The organism is Rheinheimera gaetbuli (genome assembly GCF_054781935.1).
On the sequence record NZ_BAAGTL010000024.1, the window covers coordinates 42681 to 58600 of the forward strand.

At 48.7% G+C, this 15920-nt stretch carries 14 protein-coding genes and 1 tRNA gene; 7 read left to right on the top strand and 8 right to left on the bottom strand.

Annotated features, from left to right (window positions below):
- Nucleotides 1-8 precede the first annotated feature (8 nt).
- A complete protein-coding gene (gene gspC, locus ACYVIC_RS13915) occupies nucleotides 9-956 on the bottom strand; it encodes a type II secretion system protein GspC (RefSeq protein ID WP_460860882.1) in 948 nt (315 codons plus the stop codon).
- Nucleotides 957-1123: 167 nt separating this feature from the next.
- Between gspC and hslR the strand changes: the two genes are divergently transcribed.
- The 4 genes from hslR to sbcC all read left to right on the top strand — a co-directional run bounded on the left by hslR (nucleotide 1124) and on the right by sbcC (nucleotide 6692).
- Nucleotides 1124-1537 carry a ribosome-associated heat shock protein Hsp15 gene (gene hslR / locus ACYVIC_RS13920; protein ID WP_460860883.1) on the top strand — a complete coding sequence of 138 codons (414 nt, stop codon included), beginning with the start codon at nucleotides 1124-1126 and terminating at the stop codon, nucleotides 1535-1537.
- Nucleotides 1538-1549: 12 nt separating this feature from the next.
- The gene (gene hslO, locus ACYVIC_RS13925; RefSeq protein WP_460860885.1) at nucleotides 1550-2398 is read left to right on the top strand and encodes an Hsp33 family molecular chaperone HslO; all 849 of its coding nucleotides are present in this window, start codon (nucleotides 1550-1552) and stop codon (nucleotides 2396-2398) included.
- A gap of 95 nt (nucleotides 2399-2493) precedes the next feature.
- A complete protein-coding gene (sbcD, locus tag ACYVIC_RS13930; RefSeq protein ID WP_460860888.1) occupies nucleotides 2494-3711 on the top strand; it encodes an exonuclease subunit SbcD in 1218 nt (405 codons plus the stop codon).
- Complete coding sequence (gene sbcC / locus ACYVIC_RS13935; RefSeq protein ID WP_460860890.1) at nucleotides 3708-6692, top strand: exonuclease subunit SbcC; 2985 nt, start codon at nucleotides 3708-3710, stop codon at nucleotides 6690-6692. The genes sbcD and sbcC overlap by 4 nt, the downstream gene beginning before the upstream one ends.
- Here the strand turns inward: sbcC and ACYVIC_RS13940 are convergent.
- The 3 genes from ACYVIC_RS13940 to ACYVIC_RS13950 form a co-directional block, all read right to left on the bottom strand.
- The gene (locus ACYVIC_RS13940; RefSeq protein WP_460860892.1) at nucleotides 6689-8989 is read right to left on the bottom strand and encodes a putative bifunctional diguanylate cyclase/phosphodiesterase; all 2301 of its coding nucleotides are present in this window, start codon (nucleotides 8987-8989) and stop codon (nucleotides 6689-6691) included. The two genes, sbcC and ACYVIC_RS13940, sit on opposite strands and share 4 nt — an antisense overlap.
- Before the next feature lie 123 nt (nucleotides 8990-9112).
- Entirely contained in the window at nucleotides 9113-9859 is a 747-nt protein-coding gene (locus ACYVIC_RS13945; RefSeq protein ID WP_460860894.1) for a DUF481 domain-containing protein, read from the bottom strand.
- A 2-nt stretch (nucleotides 9860-9861) separates the two neighbouring features.
- On the bottom strand, nucleotides 9862-10686 hold the full coding sequence (locus ACYVIC_RS13950) for a mechanosensitive ion channel family protein (protein ID WP_460860896.1): 825 nt from the start codon (nucleotides 10684-10686) through the stop codon (nucleotides 9862-9864).
- 152 nt (nucleotides 10687-10838) lie between these two features.
- Here ACYVIC_RS13950 and ACYVIC_RS13955 point away from each other — a divergent pair.
- The 3 genes from ACYVIC_RS13955 to ACYVIC_RS13965 all read left to right on the top strand — a co-directional run bounded on the left by ACYVIC_RS13955 (nucleotide 10839) and on the right by ACYVIC_RS13965 (nucleotide 12904).
- A tRNA-His gene (locus ACYVIC_RS13955) sits at nucleotides 10839-10914 on the top strand.
- Between the two features lie 65 nt (nucleotides 10915-10979).
- On the top strand, nucleotides 10980-11519 hold the full coding sequence (locus ACYVIC_RS13960) for a DUF1285 domain-containing protein (protein ID WP_460860899.1): 540 nt from the start codon (nucleotides 10980-10982) through the stop codon (nucleotides 11517-11519).
- A gap of 101 nt (nucleotides 11520-11620) precedes the next feature.
- On the top strand, nucleotides 11621-12904 hold the full coding sequence (locus ACYVIC_RS13965; protein ID WP_460860901.1) for a metal-dependent hydrolase family protein: 1284 nt from the start codon (nucleotides 11621-11623) through the stop codon (nucleotides 12902-12904).
- A gap of 30 nt (nucleotides 12905-12934) precedes the next feature.
- On the opposite strand, the gene ACYVIC_RS13970 is transcribed toward ACYVIC_RS13965, so the two are convergent.
- From ACYVIC_RS13970 to ACYVIC_RS13985, 4 genes are all read right to left on the bottom strand, one after another.
- Nucleotides 12935-13411 carry a DUF2489 domain-containing protein gene (locus tag ACYVIC_RS13970; protein WP_460860903.1) on the bottom strand — a complete coding sequence of 159 codons (477 nt, stop codon included), beginning with the start codon at nucleotides 13409-13411 and terminating at the stop codon, nucleotides 12935-12937.
- Nucleotides 13412-13426: 15 nt separating this feature from the next.
- Nucleotides 13427-13978, bottom strand: a complete 552-nt coding sequence (gene yihI, locus ACYVIC_RS13975) for a Der GTPase-activating protein YihI (RefSeq protein WP_460860905.1) — start codon at nucleotides 13976-13978, stop codon at nucleotides 13427-13429.
- A 53-nt stretch (nucleotides 13979-14031) separates the two neighbouring features.
- Entirely contained in the window at nucleotides 14032-14679 is a 648-nt protein-coding gene (locus ACYVIC_RS13980) for a class I SAM-dependent methyltransferase (protein ID WP_460860907.1), read from the bottom strand.
- A gap of 577 nt (nucleotides 14680-15256) precedes the next feature.
- The gene (locus ACYVIC_RS13985) at nucleotides 15257-15883 is read right to left on the bottom strand and encodes a c-type cytochrome (protein ID WP_460860909.1); all 627 of its coding nucleotides are present in this window, start codon (nucleotides 15881-15883) and stop codon (nucleotides 15257-15259) included.
- Nucleotides 15884-15920: the final 37 nt, after the last annotated feature.

Below are 15920 nucleotides of genomic sequence, written 5' to 3' on the forward strand. Positions count from 1 at the left end.
TGTAATAATTATTGTGACAGCGTAATCAGAATATCCCTGATCTCGCCATCCCGTTCTATTTTAATTGCCGCCTCTTTGGCATCACGCAATTCGTTAATTACGTTCATGGCCTGCTGCATATCATTTAAGGCGATACCATTAATTTCAACCGCCAGATCATTCGGTTGTAACCCAAGTTGGGCAAATAAGCTCGGGTCTTTGCCCGGCATTAGTCGGTAGCCACTTAGCTGGCCGTTGCTACGCTGCGGCGACACCCGAATATAATCAAAAAACTTCATCGGCTCGGCGATTAGCTCGTCACGCCGGGCGTCAAGTTCTTCGCTGGCTTGTAGTGGCCGCATTTCCATTGGTTCAGGTACCGGCGCGGTTTCTGCGTCTATTTCGGCGTCTGGCTGATCAATGCGGCCCAGCCCGGCATTAGCCTGAGCAATTTTCGTGTACTCAATACCATCCAGCATCAGTGTTTCAAACCTTCCGGCTTGCTGGATCAATACCCGATCGGCCAGCACTTGCTTCAGCCTGGCATTAGTTCCGTCGATCTGATCGTCCACCGCATAGGTTGCTTCGCTGCCACGGCTTTCAATAATAGCGCTACCCGCGCCAGGATCGCTTATCAAAGCCACTACCCCGGTCAGTTTGACGTTAAGTGTGGTTTTTGGCGCTTCTGTTACTACCGGCTCAATGGTTTTTACAGCTTGCACATTGGCCGTGCCAAACAGCTTAGGTGCAATTAATGCTGCCAAACTCACCGCTGCTGGCTCAGTTGCGCTGCCAGTGTGGCTAACAACCGCCAACGGGCTATCCGTTTGCGCTGCTGGCAGCAGCTGCCAGGTTACTTTTGCCAGCAACCAGCAAAGGCATAACACTATGGCCAGTTCTATTGCACGTTGCAGCCGGGCAAACGGTATCCGCTGCAGTTGCAATAGCAGCTGAGATGTATCAAGTACTGATTTCATTTGGCACTTCTATGTTCAACATAAAATTATCTTACCCAGTTGCGTAGCAGCCAACAAGCCGGGCATCAAGTTTACAATACATTAACGACAAAAAGCGACGTTACGCAACCAAAACCGCTAGTTTGGCTCTATAATGGCGATCTTAGTTCGCTACTGCAGCAGGAAATATGTCACAAAGTAACTCCGCTACACAGTCTACCAGCCCAACGTTACGATTAGATAAATGGCTATGGGCTTGTCGTTTTTATAAAACCCGCGCAATGGCGAAAGAAATGATCGACGGCGGTAAAGTACATTATAATGGCCAGCGCTGCAAAGCCAGCAAAACGGTTGACGTTGGAGCAACTGTGCGTATCAGCCAAGGCTCAGACGAAAAAATCGTTATCATATTAGGTTTGTCTGACAGGCGGCTGGCGGCGCCATTAGCCCAGAAGTTATATGAAGAAACAGCCGACAGCATTACGCAACGGCTAAAACGCGCTGAATTACGCAAAACCAATAGCCTGTTTGCACCGCATCCGGACACTAAACCTGACAAAAAAGAGCGGCGTAAGTTACTTTTATTAAAAGCGCAACAGTAGCAAGAGAACAGTATGAACACAGATCAGTTATATCGATTTCTATTTCAGCACAGAAGTGTACGCGGCGAACTGGTGCAATTAGCAACCAGCCTTGACCAAATGTTGTTGCAGCATGATTACCCACAGCCAGTAAAGCAATTGCTGGCCGAACTGGTAGCGGCTGCCAGTTTGCTTACCGCTACGTTAAAATTTGACGGCGACATTGCGGTGCAAATTCAGGGCGATGGCCCGGTGCGCTTCGCCGCTGTAAATGGTACTGATCAGCAACAATTCCGTGGCGTAGTGCGCATGCAATCTGAGTTGCAAGGCGACAGCTTTCGCAGCCTTATTGGTGAAGGCCACATGCTGGTAACCATAACGCCAAAACAGGGCGAACGCTATCAGGGCATTATTCCGCTGTCTGGCGATAGTTTAACCAGCACGTTAGAGGCCTACTTCGCCCAATCAGAACAATTGCCTACCCGGTTGTATTTATATACTGACATAACAGAGCAACATAACCGCGCCGCGGGTTTTATGCTACAGGTATTACCGGTAGAACCTGACAAAGCTAAGGCAGATTTTGCTGACCTGGTAATGTTAACCGACACCCTAACCAAGGCTGAAATGTTTGACCTTAGTGCAGAACAACTGCTGTATCGCTTGTTTCATCAGGAAGAGGTTGAGTTGTTTTCGCCACAACCGGTCAGCTTCGTCTGTGGCTGCTCACGTGATAAATGCAGTGCGGCTATTATCAGCCTGGGTAAAGACATCATTAACGAGCATATTGCTGAGGGCAAGCTGGAAATCAGCTGTGAGTACTGTCTGACGAACTATAGCTTTGATGCCGCACAACTGACAGCACTGAGTAATCAGCTTTAAACGCTATGCCGTCAGTTGCGTCAGCACTGACGGCTATTATCAGCTGCCCAATTTCGCTATGCTTAGCCATCCAGTTGTAACCAACATTTAACACTATGCGCATCTTGCACACCTCCGACTGGCATTTGGGCCAGCATTTTATCGGCCGCAGCCGTGCTGACGAGCACAAAGCCTTTCTAAACTGGCTTATTTTGCAGGTTAAAACGCAGCATATTGACGCCATTATTGTTGCCGGCGATATATTTGATACCGCCACACCACCGAGTTATGCCCGCGAGCTATATAACCAGTTTATTGTTGAGTTACAAGGCAGTGCGTGCCAACTGGTGTTGCTGGCAGGAAACCATGACGCTGCCGCAGTGCTTAATGAGAGCAAAAATCTGCTGCAATACTTAAATACCCATGTCATAGCTAACAGCAGCGACCAATTGTCAGAGCAGTTGCTGGTGCTAAAGAATAAACACCAGCAACCAGCCGTATTGCTGTGCGCCGTCCCCTTTATCCGCTCGCGCGATCTTTTGCAAAGTCTAGGCGGCCAAAGTGCACGTGACAAACAACAAAACCTGCAACAGGCGATAACAACACATTATCAGCAACTGTATGCCTTAGCACAGCAATACAACCGTGAACAGCAGTTACAGTTACCCATTATAATGACAGGCCATCTGACTACAGTAGGCGTGAGTGCTTCAGAGTCGGTACGGGATATTTATATTGGTACTTTAGACGCCTTTCCCACCAATGCCTTTCCGGCGGCTGACTATATCGCTCTGGGGCATATTCATCAGAGTCAGAAATTAAAAGCCGACACAGATATACGCTATAGCGGTTCACCAATAGCGCTGAGTTTTGATGAGGCCAGTCAGCAAAAGCAAATTTGGTTGCTTGAGTTTATCGGCACCACTAAGACCGTCAGCTCGCTGCCGGTACCCTGCTTTCAGCCTCTGTGCAGCATAAAAACCAGTTTAGCTGACGTACAGACCAAGCTAAATGAGGCAATAACACAGCTGGCCGCTGGCGAGACCTTGTGGCTGGAGCTGGTGATCAGTGAAACCGATGCTTATCTTACTGACTTACAACAAAGAGTAGAGCAGTTACTACAAGACTTGCCGGTAGTGTTATTGCGTCTACGCCGTCAACGTAGCGTTGCTGCCGCAGGCCTGACAGCCGAAGTACAACAAAGTTTGGCAGAACTGACACCGGCTCAGGTATGGCATAGCAGGTTGGCGACAGAAAGCCTTAGCGATGAACAACTGCATCAATTGAATGCTCTGCACCAGCAGGTGCTGGCGAAAGTGCAGGAGACGACATGAGAATATTGTCGGTAAGGCTGCAAAACCTCAATTCATTGCGTGGCGAGTGGCTGATTGATTTTCGCCAGCCCCCGTTTAGTCAAAGCACCTTGTTTGCCATAACCGGCCCGACCGGCGCCGGTAAAACGACTATTCTGGATGCGATTTGTCTGGCGCTTTACCACCAGACTCCGCGGTTAAAACCGTCGCCGACCAACAACGATCTGATGACGCGCCACACTAGTGAATGTCTGGCCGAGGTAGAATTTGAAGTAGCCGGTGTCGGTTACCGGGCATTTTGGAGCCAGCGCCGGGCCAGAGGCCAGAGTGACGGTAACCTGCAGGCAGCAAAAACCGAGCTGGCCAGGCTTGACGGCACTATTTTAGCGGAGAAGACCAGTGACAAGCTGCGGCTGGTAAGTGAGATTACCGGGCTGGATTTTGGCCGTTTTACTAAATCAATGTTACTGGCGCAGGGCGGGTTTGCTGCTTTCCTAAATGCCGACGCCAACGAACGTGCAGAGCTGTTGGAAGAATTAACCGGTACCGATATTTATGGCCGTATTTCGCAGCAGGTATTTAATGATTGCCGCGAGCAAAAAAGCCAGTTGGAACTGTTGCAGGCCAAAGCCAGTGCGGTAGACCTGCTAAGCACGGAACAGCAACAAAAACTCATTGTAGAGCTGGCTGAAGTTAAAACCACATTGACACAACAGCAACAGGCTGTGGCTACGCAACGTAAACTGTTGCAGTGGCGTGAGCAACTTAATGCTGCCGCACAAGAGCAGCAAAGAGCAAAACAAGAGCTACAACAGGCCGTTGCCGCCACAGCAGCACATCAGCCTGAACTGGCCAGACTGAGCGCCCATCAACCGGCCAGTAAGCTGGCACCACTACACAGCACCATGCAAGCAGTGCAACAGCAAGAGCAGCAGTGCCGGCAGGAACAGCAAAGCCTGACAACACAGCTGTCACAGGCAACCAGGCAGCAAGCTGATATGCTGTGGCAGGGTACGCAGTCATTGCAACAGCTACAGCAAGCTAACCGGCAGCAGTGGCAGCAATTGCAAACTCAACAGCAGCAAGACGTGCAGCAGCAGACAGTGTTAACTGCACAACAGAGCGAGCTTAACGCCACGGCGCAACAACTGGCGACGCAGTTAGATGGTGTAGCCTTTGATCTGTTGCGCCAGCAACAGCAACAACGGCGTGAGCAGCAATACCGCTTGCAACAGGTACAACAGCAGTTGCAACAACAGCATAAATGGCAGCAACAATGTGAGGTGTTAAAGCAGCAACTCAGTAGTGCAGAGCAGGCGCTAAAGCCGGTGCAGACAGAACTGACAGCGTTGCGCCGGCAGTATCAGGTATTACAAGAGCAAATCCGCGACAAAAAGCAGTTACTGCAGCAGCAGCAACTGATCATGCAGTTGTCTGCGCACCGTGACCGCTTGCAGCCACAACAACCTTGCCCGCTTTGCGGCGCAACTGAACACCCGGCAGTGAGTGCTTATCAACAGCTTAGTAGCAGCACAACCGAGCAGGAGTTACGGGCACGGGAGGCAGAGCTGGAGCAAACGCGGTTGCGCGGTGATCACTTAAACAAAACAGACGCCGCATTGCAGACAGAGATGCAGCAGTTGCAGCAGCAAATAACGCAGCGTAGTGCAGATTTGGCCGCTCTGCATACAGACATTGAACGCGCAGCACCGGGTAGCACAGCAGACAGCGTTGCAGAGTCGTTACAGACTCTGGCGACAGAACTCGATAACGCCGGGCAAAAACTTCATCAGTTGGAACAAGCACAACAGCAGCTGTTGCAGGTAAAACAACTAGTGCAGGATACTGAACGGCAGCAGGCTGCACTGCAGCATCGTTTGCAACTGGGGCAACAGCAAAGCCAGCGTTTACAAGAGCAACAAGCAGAACTAAACAACCAATATAGCGATTGGCAACAGCAGTGGCAGGCAATGCAACAACCGGAACCTGCGGCGCTCGCGGAAGCTACAACGCCGGCAGAGCTAACAGCTGGCTTACAGCAGTTACAACAACACGTGCAGCAATGGCAGGGGCAGCATCAGGTATTAGCGCGACAGCAACAACAACTGGCTGCGCAAGTGCACCGGGCAGAGCAACAGTGGCAGCAAGCGTTGGCCGGCAGCAGCTTTGCCAGCGAAACGGACTTTAAAGCGGCCCTGTTAACTGATACCCAGCTGAGCAGCTTGCAGCAGCTGCAGCAACGCTTGCAGCAAGCTGAGGTGGCAGCACAGCGACTACTGACAGATTGGCAGCAACGTCTAGAGCTGTTGGCGCAACAGCAGCACACGCCGCTGACGGCGGCAGAGCTGAGCGAAATATTGCAGCAGCAGGAGCAGGATGTGCAGCGCCTGACAGAGCAACAAGGCCGGCTGCAACAGCAACTCAGCAGTGATGCTGCGCGGCGTGACACACAGCAGCAGTTACTGGCGCAGGTAAGCGCTCAACAACAACAGTATGAATACTGGCAACGGCTAAACAGCCTGATTGGCTCTGCCGATGGCGCTAAATATCGCCGCTTTGCTCAGGGGTTAACACTGCAACAATTAATCGTGCTGGCCAACCGCCAGTTGACGCTGCTACACAACCGTTACCAACTGGCACGACATCTCGATGCCGAACTGGAGCTGGTGGTATTAGATACGTGGCAGGCCGACAGCCAGCGAGATACCAAAACCCTGTCGGGTGGCGAAAGTTTTCTGGTCAGCCTGGCCCTGGCGCTGGCACTGTCTGATCTGGTTAGCAGTAAGACCCGAATTGACTCGTTATTTCTCGATGAAGGCTTTGGCACTCTGGATGCGGACACACTGGACGCCGCGCTCAGTGCACTGGACAACCTGAACGCCAGTGGCAAGATGATTGGCATTATCAGCCATGTTGAGGCATTAAAGCAGCGTATTCCATTGCAGGTAAGAGTAGAAAAACAACAGGGGCTCGGCTATAGCCAAATTAAAATTGTTAACTAGTGATCACTGGCGGTACGCAGCAACAGCGCTGCGAAATCATCTGCTGCCAGCGGCTTGCTAAAATAATACCCCTGATAATAATCGCAGCCTTGTTGTTGTAAAAATTGCAGTTGCTCTGCAGTTTCTACGCCTTCGGCTAGTACTTTAAAGTTCATCGTATGCGCCAGCGCGATAATTGCACTGGCGATTTGTTTGTCATCTTGTTCTGCCGGTATATGCTCAATAAAACGTTTGTCTATTTTCAGTACATCCAGCGGCAAACGCTTCAGATAAGACAATGATGAGTATCCGGTACCAAAATCGTCAATAGCCAGACGAACGCCAAGCGCACGAATTTGATGCATGGTATCAATGACCCTTGCTTCGTCTGTCATTAACGCACTCTCTGTCACTTCCAGTTCCAGTAGTTGCGGCGATAAGCCGCTATCTTGCAGCACCTGCGTTAATTGTTGCAGCATCGTATCTTTGGCAAATTGCTGTGCCGAGACATTCACCGCCAAACGAAACGCAGGCAACCCCGCCTGAAGCCAACGGCTAACCTGCTGGCAGCTAGATTGCAAAACCCAAAACCCCAGCTGGTGAATTAAACCACTGCTTTCTGCCACTGGGATAAACTCTGCCGGCGATACGTTGCCCAATTGCTCATCATGCCAGCGTAACAGCACCTCTGCACCGACAATTTTGCCACTGGTTAAGTCGAGCTGTGGCTGATACACGCAATGCAACTGCCCCAGATTTATCGCACTGCGCAGTCGCGATTCCATTACCACCCGCTGCCTGGCTTGCACGGTTAAACCCGCAGTATAAAATGCCACACTATTGCGGCCCTGACTTTTTACCGAGTACATAGCGGCATCCGCCGCGCGCAGCAAACCTTCGGGATCGGTGGCATGCTCTGGCCATAATGCCACGCCAAGCGAAGCCGCCGGGATCACTTCTACTTTGTTCGACAACATGCAGGGCTGTTGCAATAATTGCATTAGCTGGGCGGTTAGCAGATTCAACTGCGCTAATTCAGTAAACTGAGTTACCAGCACGGCAAATTCATCGCCGCCCAAACGGGCAAGAGTGTGTGCTGGCAAACAAATACGCTGTAAGCGCTGACTTACCAGACGCAATAGCTCATCACCGGCGCTATGGCCAAAACTGTCATTAATATTTTTAAAGTTATCCAGATCTAACAGCAGTACAGCACATTGGCTGTCTGGTATTTTATGCAGTGCTTCAGCTACACGCTGCATAAAAAAATGCCGGTTAGGCAACAAGGTGACAGGGTCGTAATCAGCCAAAAACGCCAGTTCGGCCGCTTGTTGTTTACGCTCAGTTAAATCCAAATCAATACAGAAAATTTGCGGTTCCAAATCCGGTAGCTTGATGACAGCATGGCCGGAATACACTGGCACTATAGAGCCATCTTTGCGCCGCAACGCCAGCTCCTCTGACGGCAAAGCCCGACCGGTAGCTGCCATCTTCGCCATTGCTTGCGCCACGCCATCATGCATATACGAGGGGATGATTAAATCCAGTAAGTTCTGCCCAATCGCTTCCTGCTGGCTGTAACCATATATCTGCTCGCTGGCCTTGTTCCAGTAAAACGTGGTTCCATCAGCTTTGTAACCCTGGATCGCTAATTGCGGTGCGTTATCCAGCAAGGTGCGAAAGCGCAATTCACTTTGGCTGAGTTTTTGCTGAACCTGACGTTGCTCAGAGACATCGTGTACCACCGAGATAAAATATGACACTGGGCCATCCTGCACCATTGCCACCGACAACCTGACCCAGACCACACTGCCATCCTGGCGGAGGTAGCGTTTTTCCAGGGAATATTGTCGCCGTTCACCTTGTAGTAATTGTTGCACAGCCTGCTCATCCGCGGCTAAATCGGCAGGATGTGTGATTTGACGAAACGTCAGCATTTGCAGCTGATGCTCGCTATAACCCAATAACTGGCATAGCTGGGCATTCACACGCAAAAAGCGGCCATCCAGGCCAACATGAGCGATGCCTACTGCGGCATTAGAAAAGGTAGCCGCTAACTGCTGCTCAGTATTGTCTAACGACTGGGCATAATATTGCTTTTGTCGAAGCAGAAACCAAGCGAGCAGCGCTGTCAGGGCAATATAAAAGTAACCTTTATAAGCCTGATATTTTATCAGTGTGTTCAGGTCCTGAATAAGCCATGCCAACAATTGATCGCTGCCGGTTATCCATAGCACGCCAAAAACACCATACAATATGGCGCCAAACCAAGGGCGCTGCATGATTAATCTAAGCTGTTGTTCGCTTTTCTCTGTCATGCCAATACAACACTGTGCAAGTAGTTAAACTAATGCTGCAAGCATAGTCGAAAAAAACAGAGCCTGAACAGACAGATAAGAAAAGTTGGCGCCAGAGTGATGCTTAACCTGGCGCCAGTAAATTTAGAACGAGTAGACCAAGGTAAGTGAAGTTTGTGTATCGGTACTTTTCTTGCCAGCCGTGACATCCGAGTCGTTCTGCACCATGAACGCGGCTTTCATTTGTAATGAGCCGTTAATTTTTGCCAGTAATGCCGTTTCGGCTATGCTTCGGGTATTATCGTCACCGTATTCAACACTCAATGTTTGGCTGAAGCTGGCTGATTCACTGATTGTCCACTTAAAAGCTGCAGCACCGCGCACAATCAGGCCATTTTCTGTTTCGCCGCTGGAACGTTTGCCGCTGAAATAACCCGGACCTATCTCAACATCCAGCGATTTGTCTGCCACATTATACCAACGGGTGCCGTAACCTATTGCTACGGTGGTATATTCGGTATAGGCGCCAAATTCATCATCGGTATAGGAGCCAAAGGCGAATAACTTGTCGAACTCGTTTTCCAACTTATAGGCAGCTTTTGCCGAGATCAAATAACGCTCTGCAGATTTTTCTGTAACATTATTTCCTTCAGCGTCCTTTTTTTCATCTTCTTTAAAAAAAGCGCTGAAAATATACTGGTTGCTCCACTGCTGCAGCTCTTGTTTAGCATCAATTTTACCGGTAACAGAGGTGCCCACGGTATTGCCTGAGGTGGTAATAGCGCCAAGTTCAGCGGACGTTGTCCACACCTTACCACTTGCAGCGGTATCATTAGCCTGCACTGACATACTGACCAACATAGCCAGCGTTAGAATTGAATAACCTTTCATACTTACTCCTGCTTGTCTTGCTTAACATGAACATCCATCTGTGGAAACGGAATAGCTATACCCTGTTCGTCGAAGGTCAGTTTCACTTTTTCCAATGTGTCCCAATACACTCCCCAATAGTCTGCTGAGTTTACCCAGGGTCTAACATTTAAATTAACTGATGAGTCGGCCAGCGCTGCCACGTTCACTGCGGCTGCCGGCTCTTGCAACACCCGACTGTCGTTTTTCAGGATATCTTGCAAAATTTGCTTGGCTTTACGCAGATCAGAGTCATAACTGATGCCGATGACTAAATCAACGCGCCGGATAGCCTCAGCAGAATAATTAGTAATAGCCCCACCGGTAATCTGCGCATTTGGGACAATAACCAGCTTGTTATCCGGGGTTTTCATCATGGTTTGAAAGATTTCTATTTTGTCTACGGTACCGGTAACACCGCCGGCTTCGATAAAATCACCCGATTTAAAGGGGCGGAACAGAATAATCAAAATGCCTGAGGCGAAATTTGCCAATGAGCCCTGCAGTGCGAGGCCTACAGCCAAACCTGCGGCACCTAAAATAGCGATAAAGGATGTAGTTTGTACGCCAACCTGTGACAGCGCCATCAACAAAGTGGCGATCAGAATCAGAGCGTAGACAATACTGGCGATAAAGGACACGACGGCCCTATCAACCGATTTAGTCAGCAAGGCTTTTTCTAAAAAGCGTGACAATGCTTTGGCTGCCATCCGTCCGACATAAAAAATAACGATTGCTGCCACTAATTGCAGTAGCTTGCCTAACAAAACCTCGTGATTGTCATGAAACAACTGAATAATCTGGTCCATTGCGCTCTCCTGTTGGCTGAAAAATGCAAAACGGCCGCAGAATAACATAAAACACACTACAGCCGCAGAATAGACTACAAGCTGTTAACCCCCATTTGCCAGTAAAAAGCTTGGAGTTGTGCAAAAAGTTGGGTAAAATGCCCGCCTCTGCGGTGACTGTAGCTCAGTTGGTAGAGCCCCGGATTGTGATTCCGGTTGTCGTGGGTTCGATCCCCATCAGTCACCCCACTTCCTTTCTTTATGGTCTTCAGTTTTGCTAAACTTAGTATCTGTTTCGTTAGCAGAGTATTCCGTTGGACTTAATCGCATTACAACAACAGTTAGAGCAACCGGCACTGGCGCCAGTTGAGCAATGGGAGCCGCCATTTTGTGGCGACATACCGTTGCATATTGATGCGCAGGGGCAATGGTATTATCAACATAGTCTAATCCAGCGGCCAGCGTTGATTAAGTTATTTGCTTCAGTATTGTTGTGCCAAAACGGTGAGTATTTTCTGCAAACCCCGGTCGAGAAAGTGCGTATAAGTGTTGCCGACGCCCCTTTGCTGATTGTTGACTGGCTATGGACAGACACAGCAGCAGGCCCGGCCCTGCTGCTAACAACCAATCTGGCACACCAACTTATGCTTAGTCCGGCTTACCCAATGATACTTAAACCGGATCCTCAGCAACAATTATTACCCTATGTTCAGTTGTGGCATGGTCTGCAGGCTAAATTAAGCCGAAATGTATACTATGCGCTTGCTGCATTGACTACCCCGGTTTATTGCAACAACCAACAACATTTTCAGTTAAAAAGTGCTGCCTTCCCCTATACTTTTGCTGTTGCTTAACACTGGTCGGCTAAAACCGTCTGCCTGTCTCATGTTAGTTGTTGAATTAACCTACAATGTTGACACTGAAAACCGACCTACCATTAAAAGGCTCTAACAACATGAAGAAAACGCCCATTGCTTTAACGCTAACTTTACTTGGCTGCAGCGCGGTAGCTGATGCCGCAACCTTGATCCATGCCGGTAAACTCATCACCTCTGAAAACAAAAATGTATATTCAAATCAGACCATAGTGATTGAGCAGGACAAAATCATCGCCGTAGAAGCCGGCTTTCGCGCACCCTCAGCTGACGACACCGTTATAGACTTGCGGCAACACACAGTAATGCCAGGCCTGATGGATATGCACACCCATTTTTATACCCAGTTTAGTCCAACAGTATACAGTGAAGGTTTTACCATGAATGAAGCTGACTATGCGCTTAGAGGCGCAACCTTTGCTGAAAAAACCTTATTGTCAGGTTTCACTACGGTGCGTGAGTTGGGTGACAACCACCAAATTAGTAACGCGTTAAAAAAAGCGATTGCCAAAGGCTACATCACCGGGCCGCGTATTTTTGCAGCGGGCAAGTCGATTGCCACCACCGGAGGTCATGCTGATCCGACAAATGGCCTGGCTTATACACTAATGGCCGACCCGGGTCCGAAAGAGGGCGTGATTAATGGCGCCGACGATGCCCGCAAAGCAGTGCGACAGCGCTATAAAGAAGGTTCTGATGTTATCAAAATCACCGCAACCGGCGGCGTACTGAGCGTAGCCAAAAGCGGCAGTAACCCACAATTCACCGACGAAGAGCTGGCTGCAATTGTCAGTACTGCCAACGACTATGGTATGAAAGTCGCTGTGCATGCGCATGGCAAAGAGGGTATGGAGCGCGCAATACGTGCAGGCGTAGCCTCAATTGAACACGGTACTTACATGGACAAGGCCACCATGGCACTGATGCGCAAAAACGGCACATACTATGTGCCGACTATTAGTGCAGGCAAGTGGGCAGCGGATAAAGCCACTATTGCTGGCTTTTTCCCTGAGCTGGTAAGGCCTAAAGCTGCAACTATTGGCAGTAAAATTCAGCAAACCTTTGCCGAAGCTTACAAAGCCGGAGTAAAAATTGCTTTTGGTACTGACGCAGGGGTATTTGAGCATGGTAATAACTGGCGCGAATTTATCTATATGACAGAAGCAGGTATGCCAATCATCGAGGCCATACTCAGCGCCACGATTGATGGTGCCCGTTTATTAGGTGTTGAAAACGAGCTGGGTAGTATTAAAGCAGGCAAAATTGCTGACATAATCGCCGTGCCAGGCGATCCGCTGGCCGACGTGAACCAAATGGGAAAAGTAAGCTTTGTAATGAAAGCCGGTCAGATTTACTTGCAGTAACAACCGAACTACCGGCTTGATACTGCTGTATTAAGCCGGCTTTAAGCGCAATAACAACGCTTTAGCATCGAGCAAGATAAAGTCTTTTAAATCCTGCTCTGCTGCCAGACGCAATTTGTCCTGATTAAATGTCTGCTGTTTGCTTTGGCGTTTACGCGCCTCATGGGTTGGCATGTCTTTTACTACCTGATACATTTGGTGCAATCCCGGGTAAGTGATGACCGGATCTGGCTCACGCTCGGGCGCCAGATGGTCCAGCAAAACCCAAACCCGTAAAGCACCTTCAGACAACTCACATTGTTGCTCGAGCATGGCACGGCAAATCAGTACGATACTCTCTGTCAGGTAGCGACGTTTCTCTTCTTTTTGCTGCAGTATCGTTTGCTGCTGCAATTGTCGTTGTTTCGTTTGCTGCTGTAGTTGCCATAACAACATGCCGGCGTAAAACGCCAACGCAGCGACTATCAGCGCAGCGGCCCCTACGAGTAACAGTGTAGTGTTGTTCAAAGGCTAGCCTCGTTATCAGTCGTCACCAAGTAAATCTTTACGCCAATCTTTACTCTCAAACTCTGCCAGTGGATCAACTTCAGTGTCGTCATCCGCTAGAGTGTCGTCATCCGCCAGACCTAGTTGTTGCAGCAATTGCTCCAGGCGCTTAGTTTTAGCATTAAAATACTTGGCATCTTTACCAGTCAAAATGTCATTTTGTTCAACCCGCTCCAGCAATTGCTGCAAGTAGGTATCGTTTTCAATGAGTGCCAGCTCCTGCTCCGGGCTAAGCGTAGCGGGTTTTACTCTTGCCAGACTGGCTTTAGGTTGCGCAATGTCCATGGTTACAGATGAAACAGGCAGCAGCTCTATCGGCTTTTTACTACCAATCCGCTTGTCTTTATTCGCCGGATTGTCGGAACTGTTCGGTTTTGCTATTGCCACGTTGTTGCGGCTACCGGATTTGAGGCCAGCCCCCTTTTTCTTGGTTTCTTCTTTTGGCTCCCGGCTTTTACGTATTTCCTGGGCGGGTAAGTGCCGCTGGCCATTAGAACCGGCCGAGCGCGTTTTTTTCTGACGAGTCATGTTTGCTACCTGTGAAAAAGGGCGCACATTTTAACCAGTTTTGCTGTTAAACACTAATGGTTTCGTAGCAGTAACACCACATCTTTATCGACAACCTGTAGCCTAAAGCCATCACGGCCGGCCAAATAGGCAAAAGTGTGCTCAGAAAAAAAACTCACATGGGTAGGGTCATTCTTGTAGTGCCAGTTCACGAAAGCTTCGGCGCTGCTATATCGTTTTGTCATGATAGCCAAAATGCCACCCGGCTTCAGTAAACTCAGCCATAATGACCACTCTTGTGCTGGGTTAACAAAATGCTCTATTGCTTCACTACAACAGATAAAATCATATTGCTCTAGCAAAACTGCGTCATCCTTAGCAAAAAACGGATCCCAGACTGCCATATCATGACCTGCTTCTCTTAACATCAGAGCCAATAATGGCCCGGGGCCACAACCAAAATCGAGCCCTTTGCGTTTTTGCGCCGGTAGCGCGCTCAACAATGGCGTGGCAAGGCGTTGCAGAAACCTGCGGTACCCAAGATCTGTTAGTTCATTCTGATGCAACCGGTATTGTGCCAGCTCCTCATTGGCGGTAAGCAATGTCTGTCTGTCGGCAAACACCAACTGACATTGCGGGCACTGAAAGTATTGACGGCGTTTATCCTGACAGAAAATAAGACTTTGCAGGCCATAACATAAAGGACATTCAGTTGCAGACATAAGTTGAAAACCTGAAAAAGAAAAGGGCGATAAGATAAGCTTATCGCCCTGGGTATACTTGTGTCATGTAGACACTACTTTCATTCGCTATCATCTTCCTGATGTCGCTTCAACGCCCTGTTTTATCATGTTCCGTTTATGTTATGTGCCTTCCTGGCAATTTTCTTGTTTATGATCTTCCTGATGCTTTCGTATCCATCCATGAGCGCACTTTAACGCTGTACATCTTTACGATGTAGAATATAAGGGCACCGCGCAATGTTGCACTGGTACTGACACTTCCCTGCCAATAGTCCCTGTTATTATTCGTTACAAACTGTAACCGCTATGTAATCTACTCCAATCTGCTGAGATGGCAATACATTGCAGAAAAAAAAACCAACAGCAGCAAATGCTATTATTTTTTATTTTTTATAATCATAAGGTTAACAAAAAACAGTACTATAAAAAAGTTCAATGTATTTTCATTTACAGCCAATATCTCACAGACTTTGTGCGATATATCTCACAAAAAAGGCAGCGGCTGAAAAAGAAAAACCGGCGATGAACGCCGGTTTTTCTGAGATATATAGCTAGATTAGTGTAAGCCACCCAGATATTGCGATAAAATTTCAATATCTTCATCAGTCAGCTTTTTGGCGATATCCTGCATCATACCATTTAAATCATTCGCGCGTTTACCGTCACGAAACTCCTGCAAGGTTATCTTCAGATAGTTTGCATGCTGAAACGAAATTTTTGGGAAACCGCTTAGATCAGAGCCATTGCCTCTTGGTCCGTGACAAGCAATACAAGCTGCAATGCCGCGTTCAGCATCACCACCACGATACAACTGGCCACCACGCTCAATAACATTTTCTGCCGTAGTGCCCGACTTCATTTTCTGCGATGCAAAATATGCGGCCAAGTCTTTCATATCCTGATCAGACAATGCTGCTACCATGCCGAACATAATGCTGTTATTACGACCTTGCTTGCCGGCGGTTTCCATACCGGTTTTATAGTCACGCAATTGTTTGTAAAGATAAGGCGCGTGCTGACCTGCAATTTTAGGATACATGTCAATTGCACTATTACCATCAGCATTGTGGCATGCAGCACACACAGCTGATTTCGCTTTACCTGCTTCGGCATCGCCGTCAAACGCCTGAGCTGTTCCGATAAAACCGAATAGCAGCGCCAGTGGAAATAGCATTTTTTTCATTTTTTATCCGTCTCTGTCCGCGTTAAACTGCCAGCAT

What these genes read in the sequence shown, in the direction of transcription:
- gspC (WP_460860882.1), bottom strand. Translation starts at nt 956, where the DNA reads ATGAAATCAGTACTTGATACATCTCAGCTGCTATTGCAACTGCAGCGG.
- hslR (WP_460860883.1), top strand. Translation starts at nt 1,124, where the DNA reads ATGTCACAAAGTAACTCCGCTACACAGTCTACCAGCCCAACGTTACGA.
- hslO (WP_460860885.1), top strand. Translation starts at nt 1,550, where the DNA reads ATGAACACAGATCAGTTATATCGATTTCTATTTCAGCACAGAAGTGTA.
- sbcD (WP_460860888.1), top strand. Translation starts at nt 2,494, where the DNA reads ATGCGCATCTTGCACACCTCCGACTGGCATTTGGGCCAGCATTTTATC.
- sbcC (WP_460860890.1), top strand. Translation starts at nt 3,708, where the DNA reads ATGAGAATATTGTCGGTAAGGCTGCAAAACCTCAATTCATTGCGTGGC.
- ACYVIC_RS13940 (WP_460860892.1), bottom strand. Translation starts at nt 8,989, where the DNA reads ATGACAGAGAAAAGCGAACAACAGCTTAGATTAATCATGCAGCGCCCT.
- ACYVIC_RS13945 (WP_460860894.1), bottom strand. Translation starts at nt 9,859, where the DNA reads ATGAAAGGTTATTCAATTCTAACGCTGGCTATGTTGGTCAGTATGTCA.
- ACYVIC_RS13950 (WP_460860896.1), bottom strand. Translation starts at nt 10,686, where the DNA reads ATGGACCAGATTATTCAGTTGTTTCATGACAATCACGAGGTTTTGTTA.
- ACYVIC_RS13965 (WP_460860901.1), top strand. Translation starts at nt 11,621, where the DNA reads ATGAAGAAAACGCCCATTGCTTTAACGCTAACTTTACTTGGCTGCAGC.
- yihI (WP_460860905.1), bottom strand. Translation starts at nt 13,978, where the DNA reads ATGACTCGTCAGAAAAAAACGCGCTCGGCCGGTTCTAATGGCCAGCGG.
- ACYVIC_RS13980 (WP_460860907.1), bottom strand. Translation starts at nt 14,679, where the DNA reads ATGTCTGCAACTGAATGTCCTTTATGTTATGGCCTGCAAAGTCTTATT.
- ACYVIC_RS13985 (WP_460860909.1), bottom strand. Translation starts at nt 15,883, where the DNA reads ATGAAAAAAATGCTATTTCCACTGGCGCTGCTATTCGGTTTTATCGGA.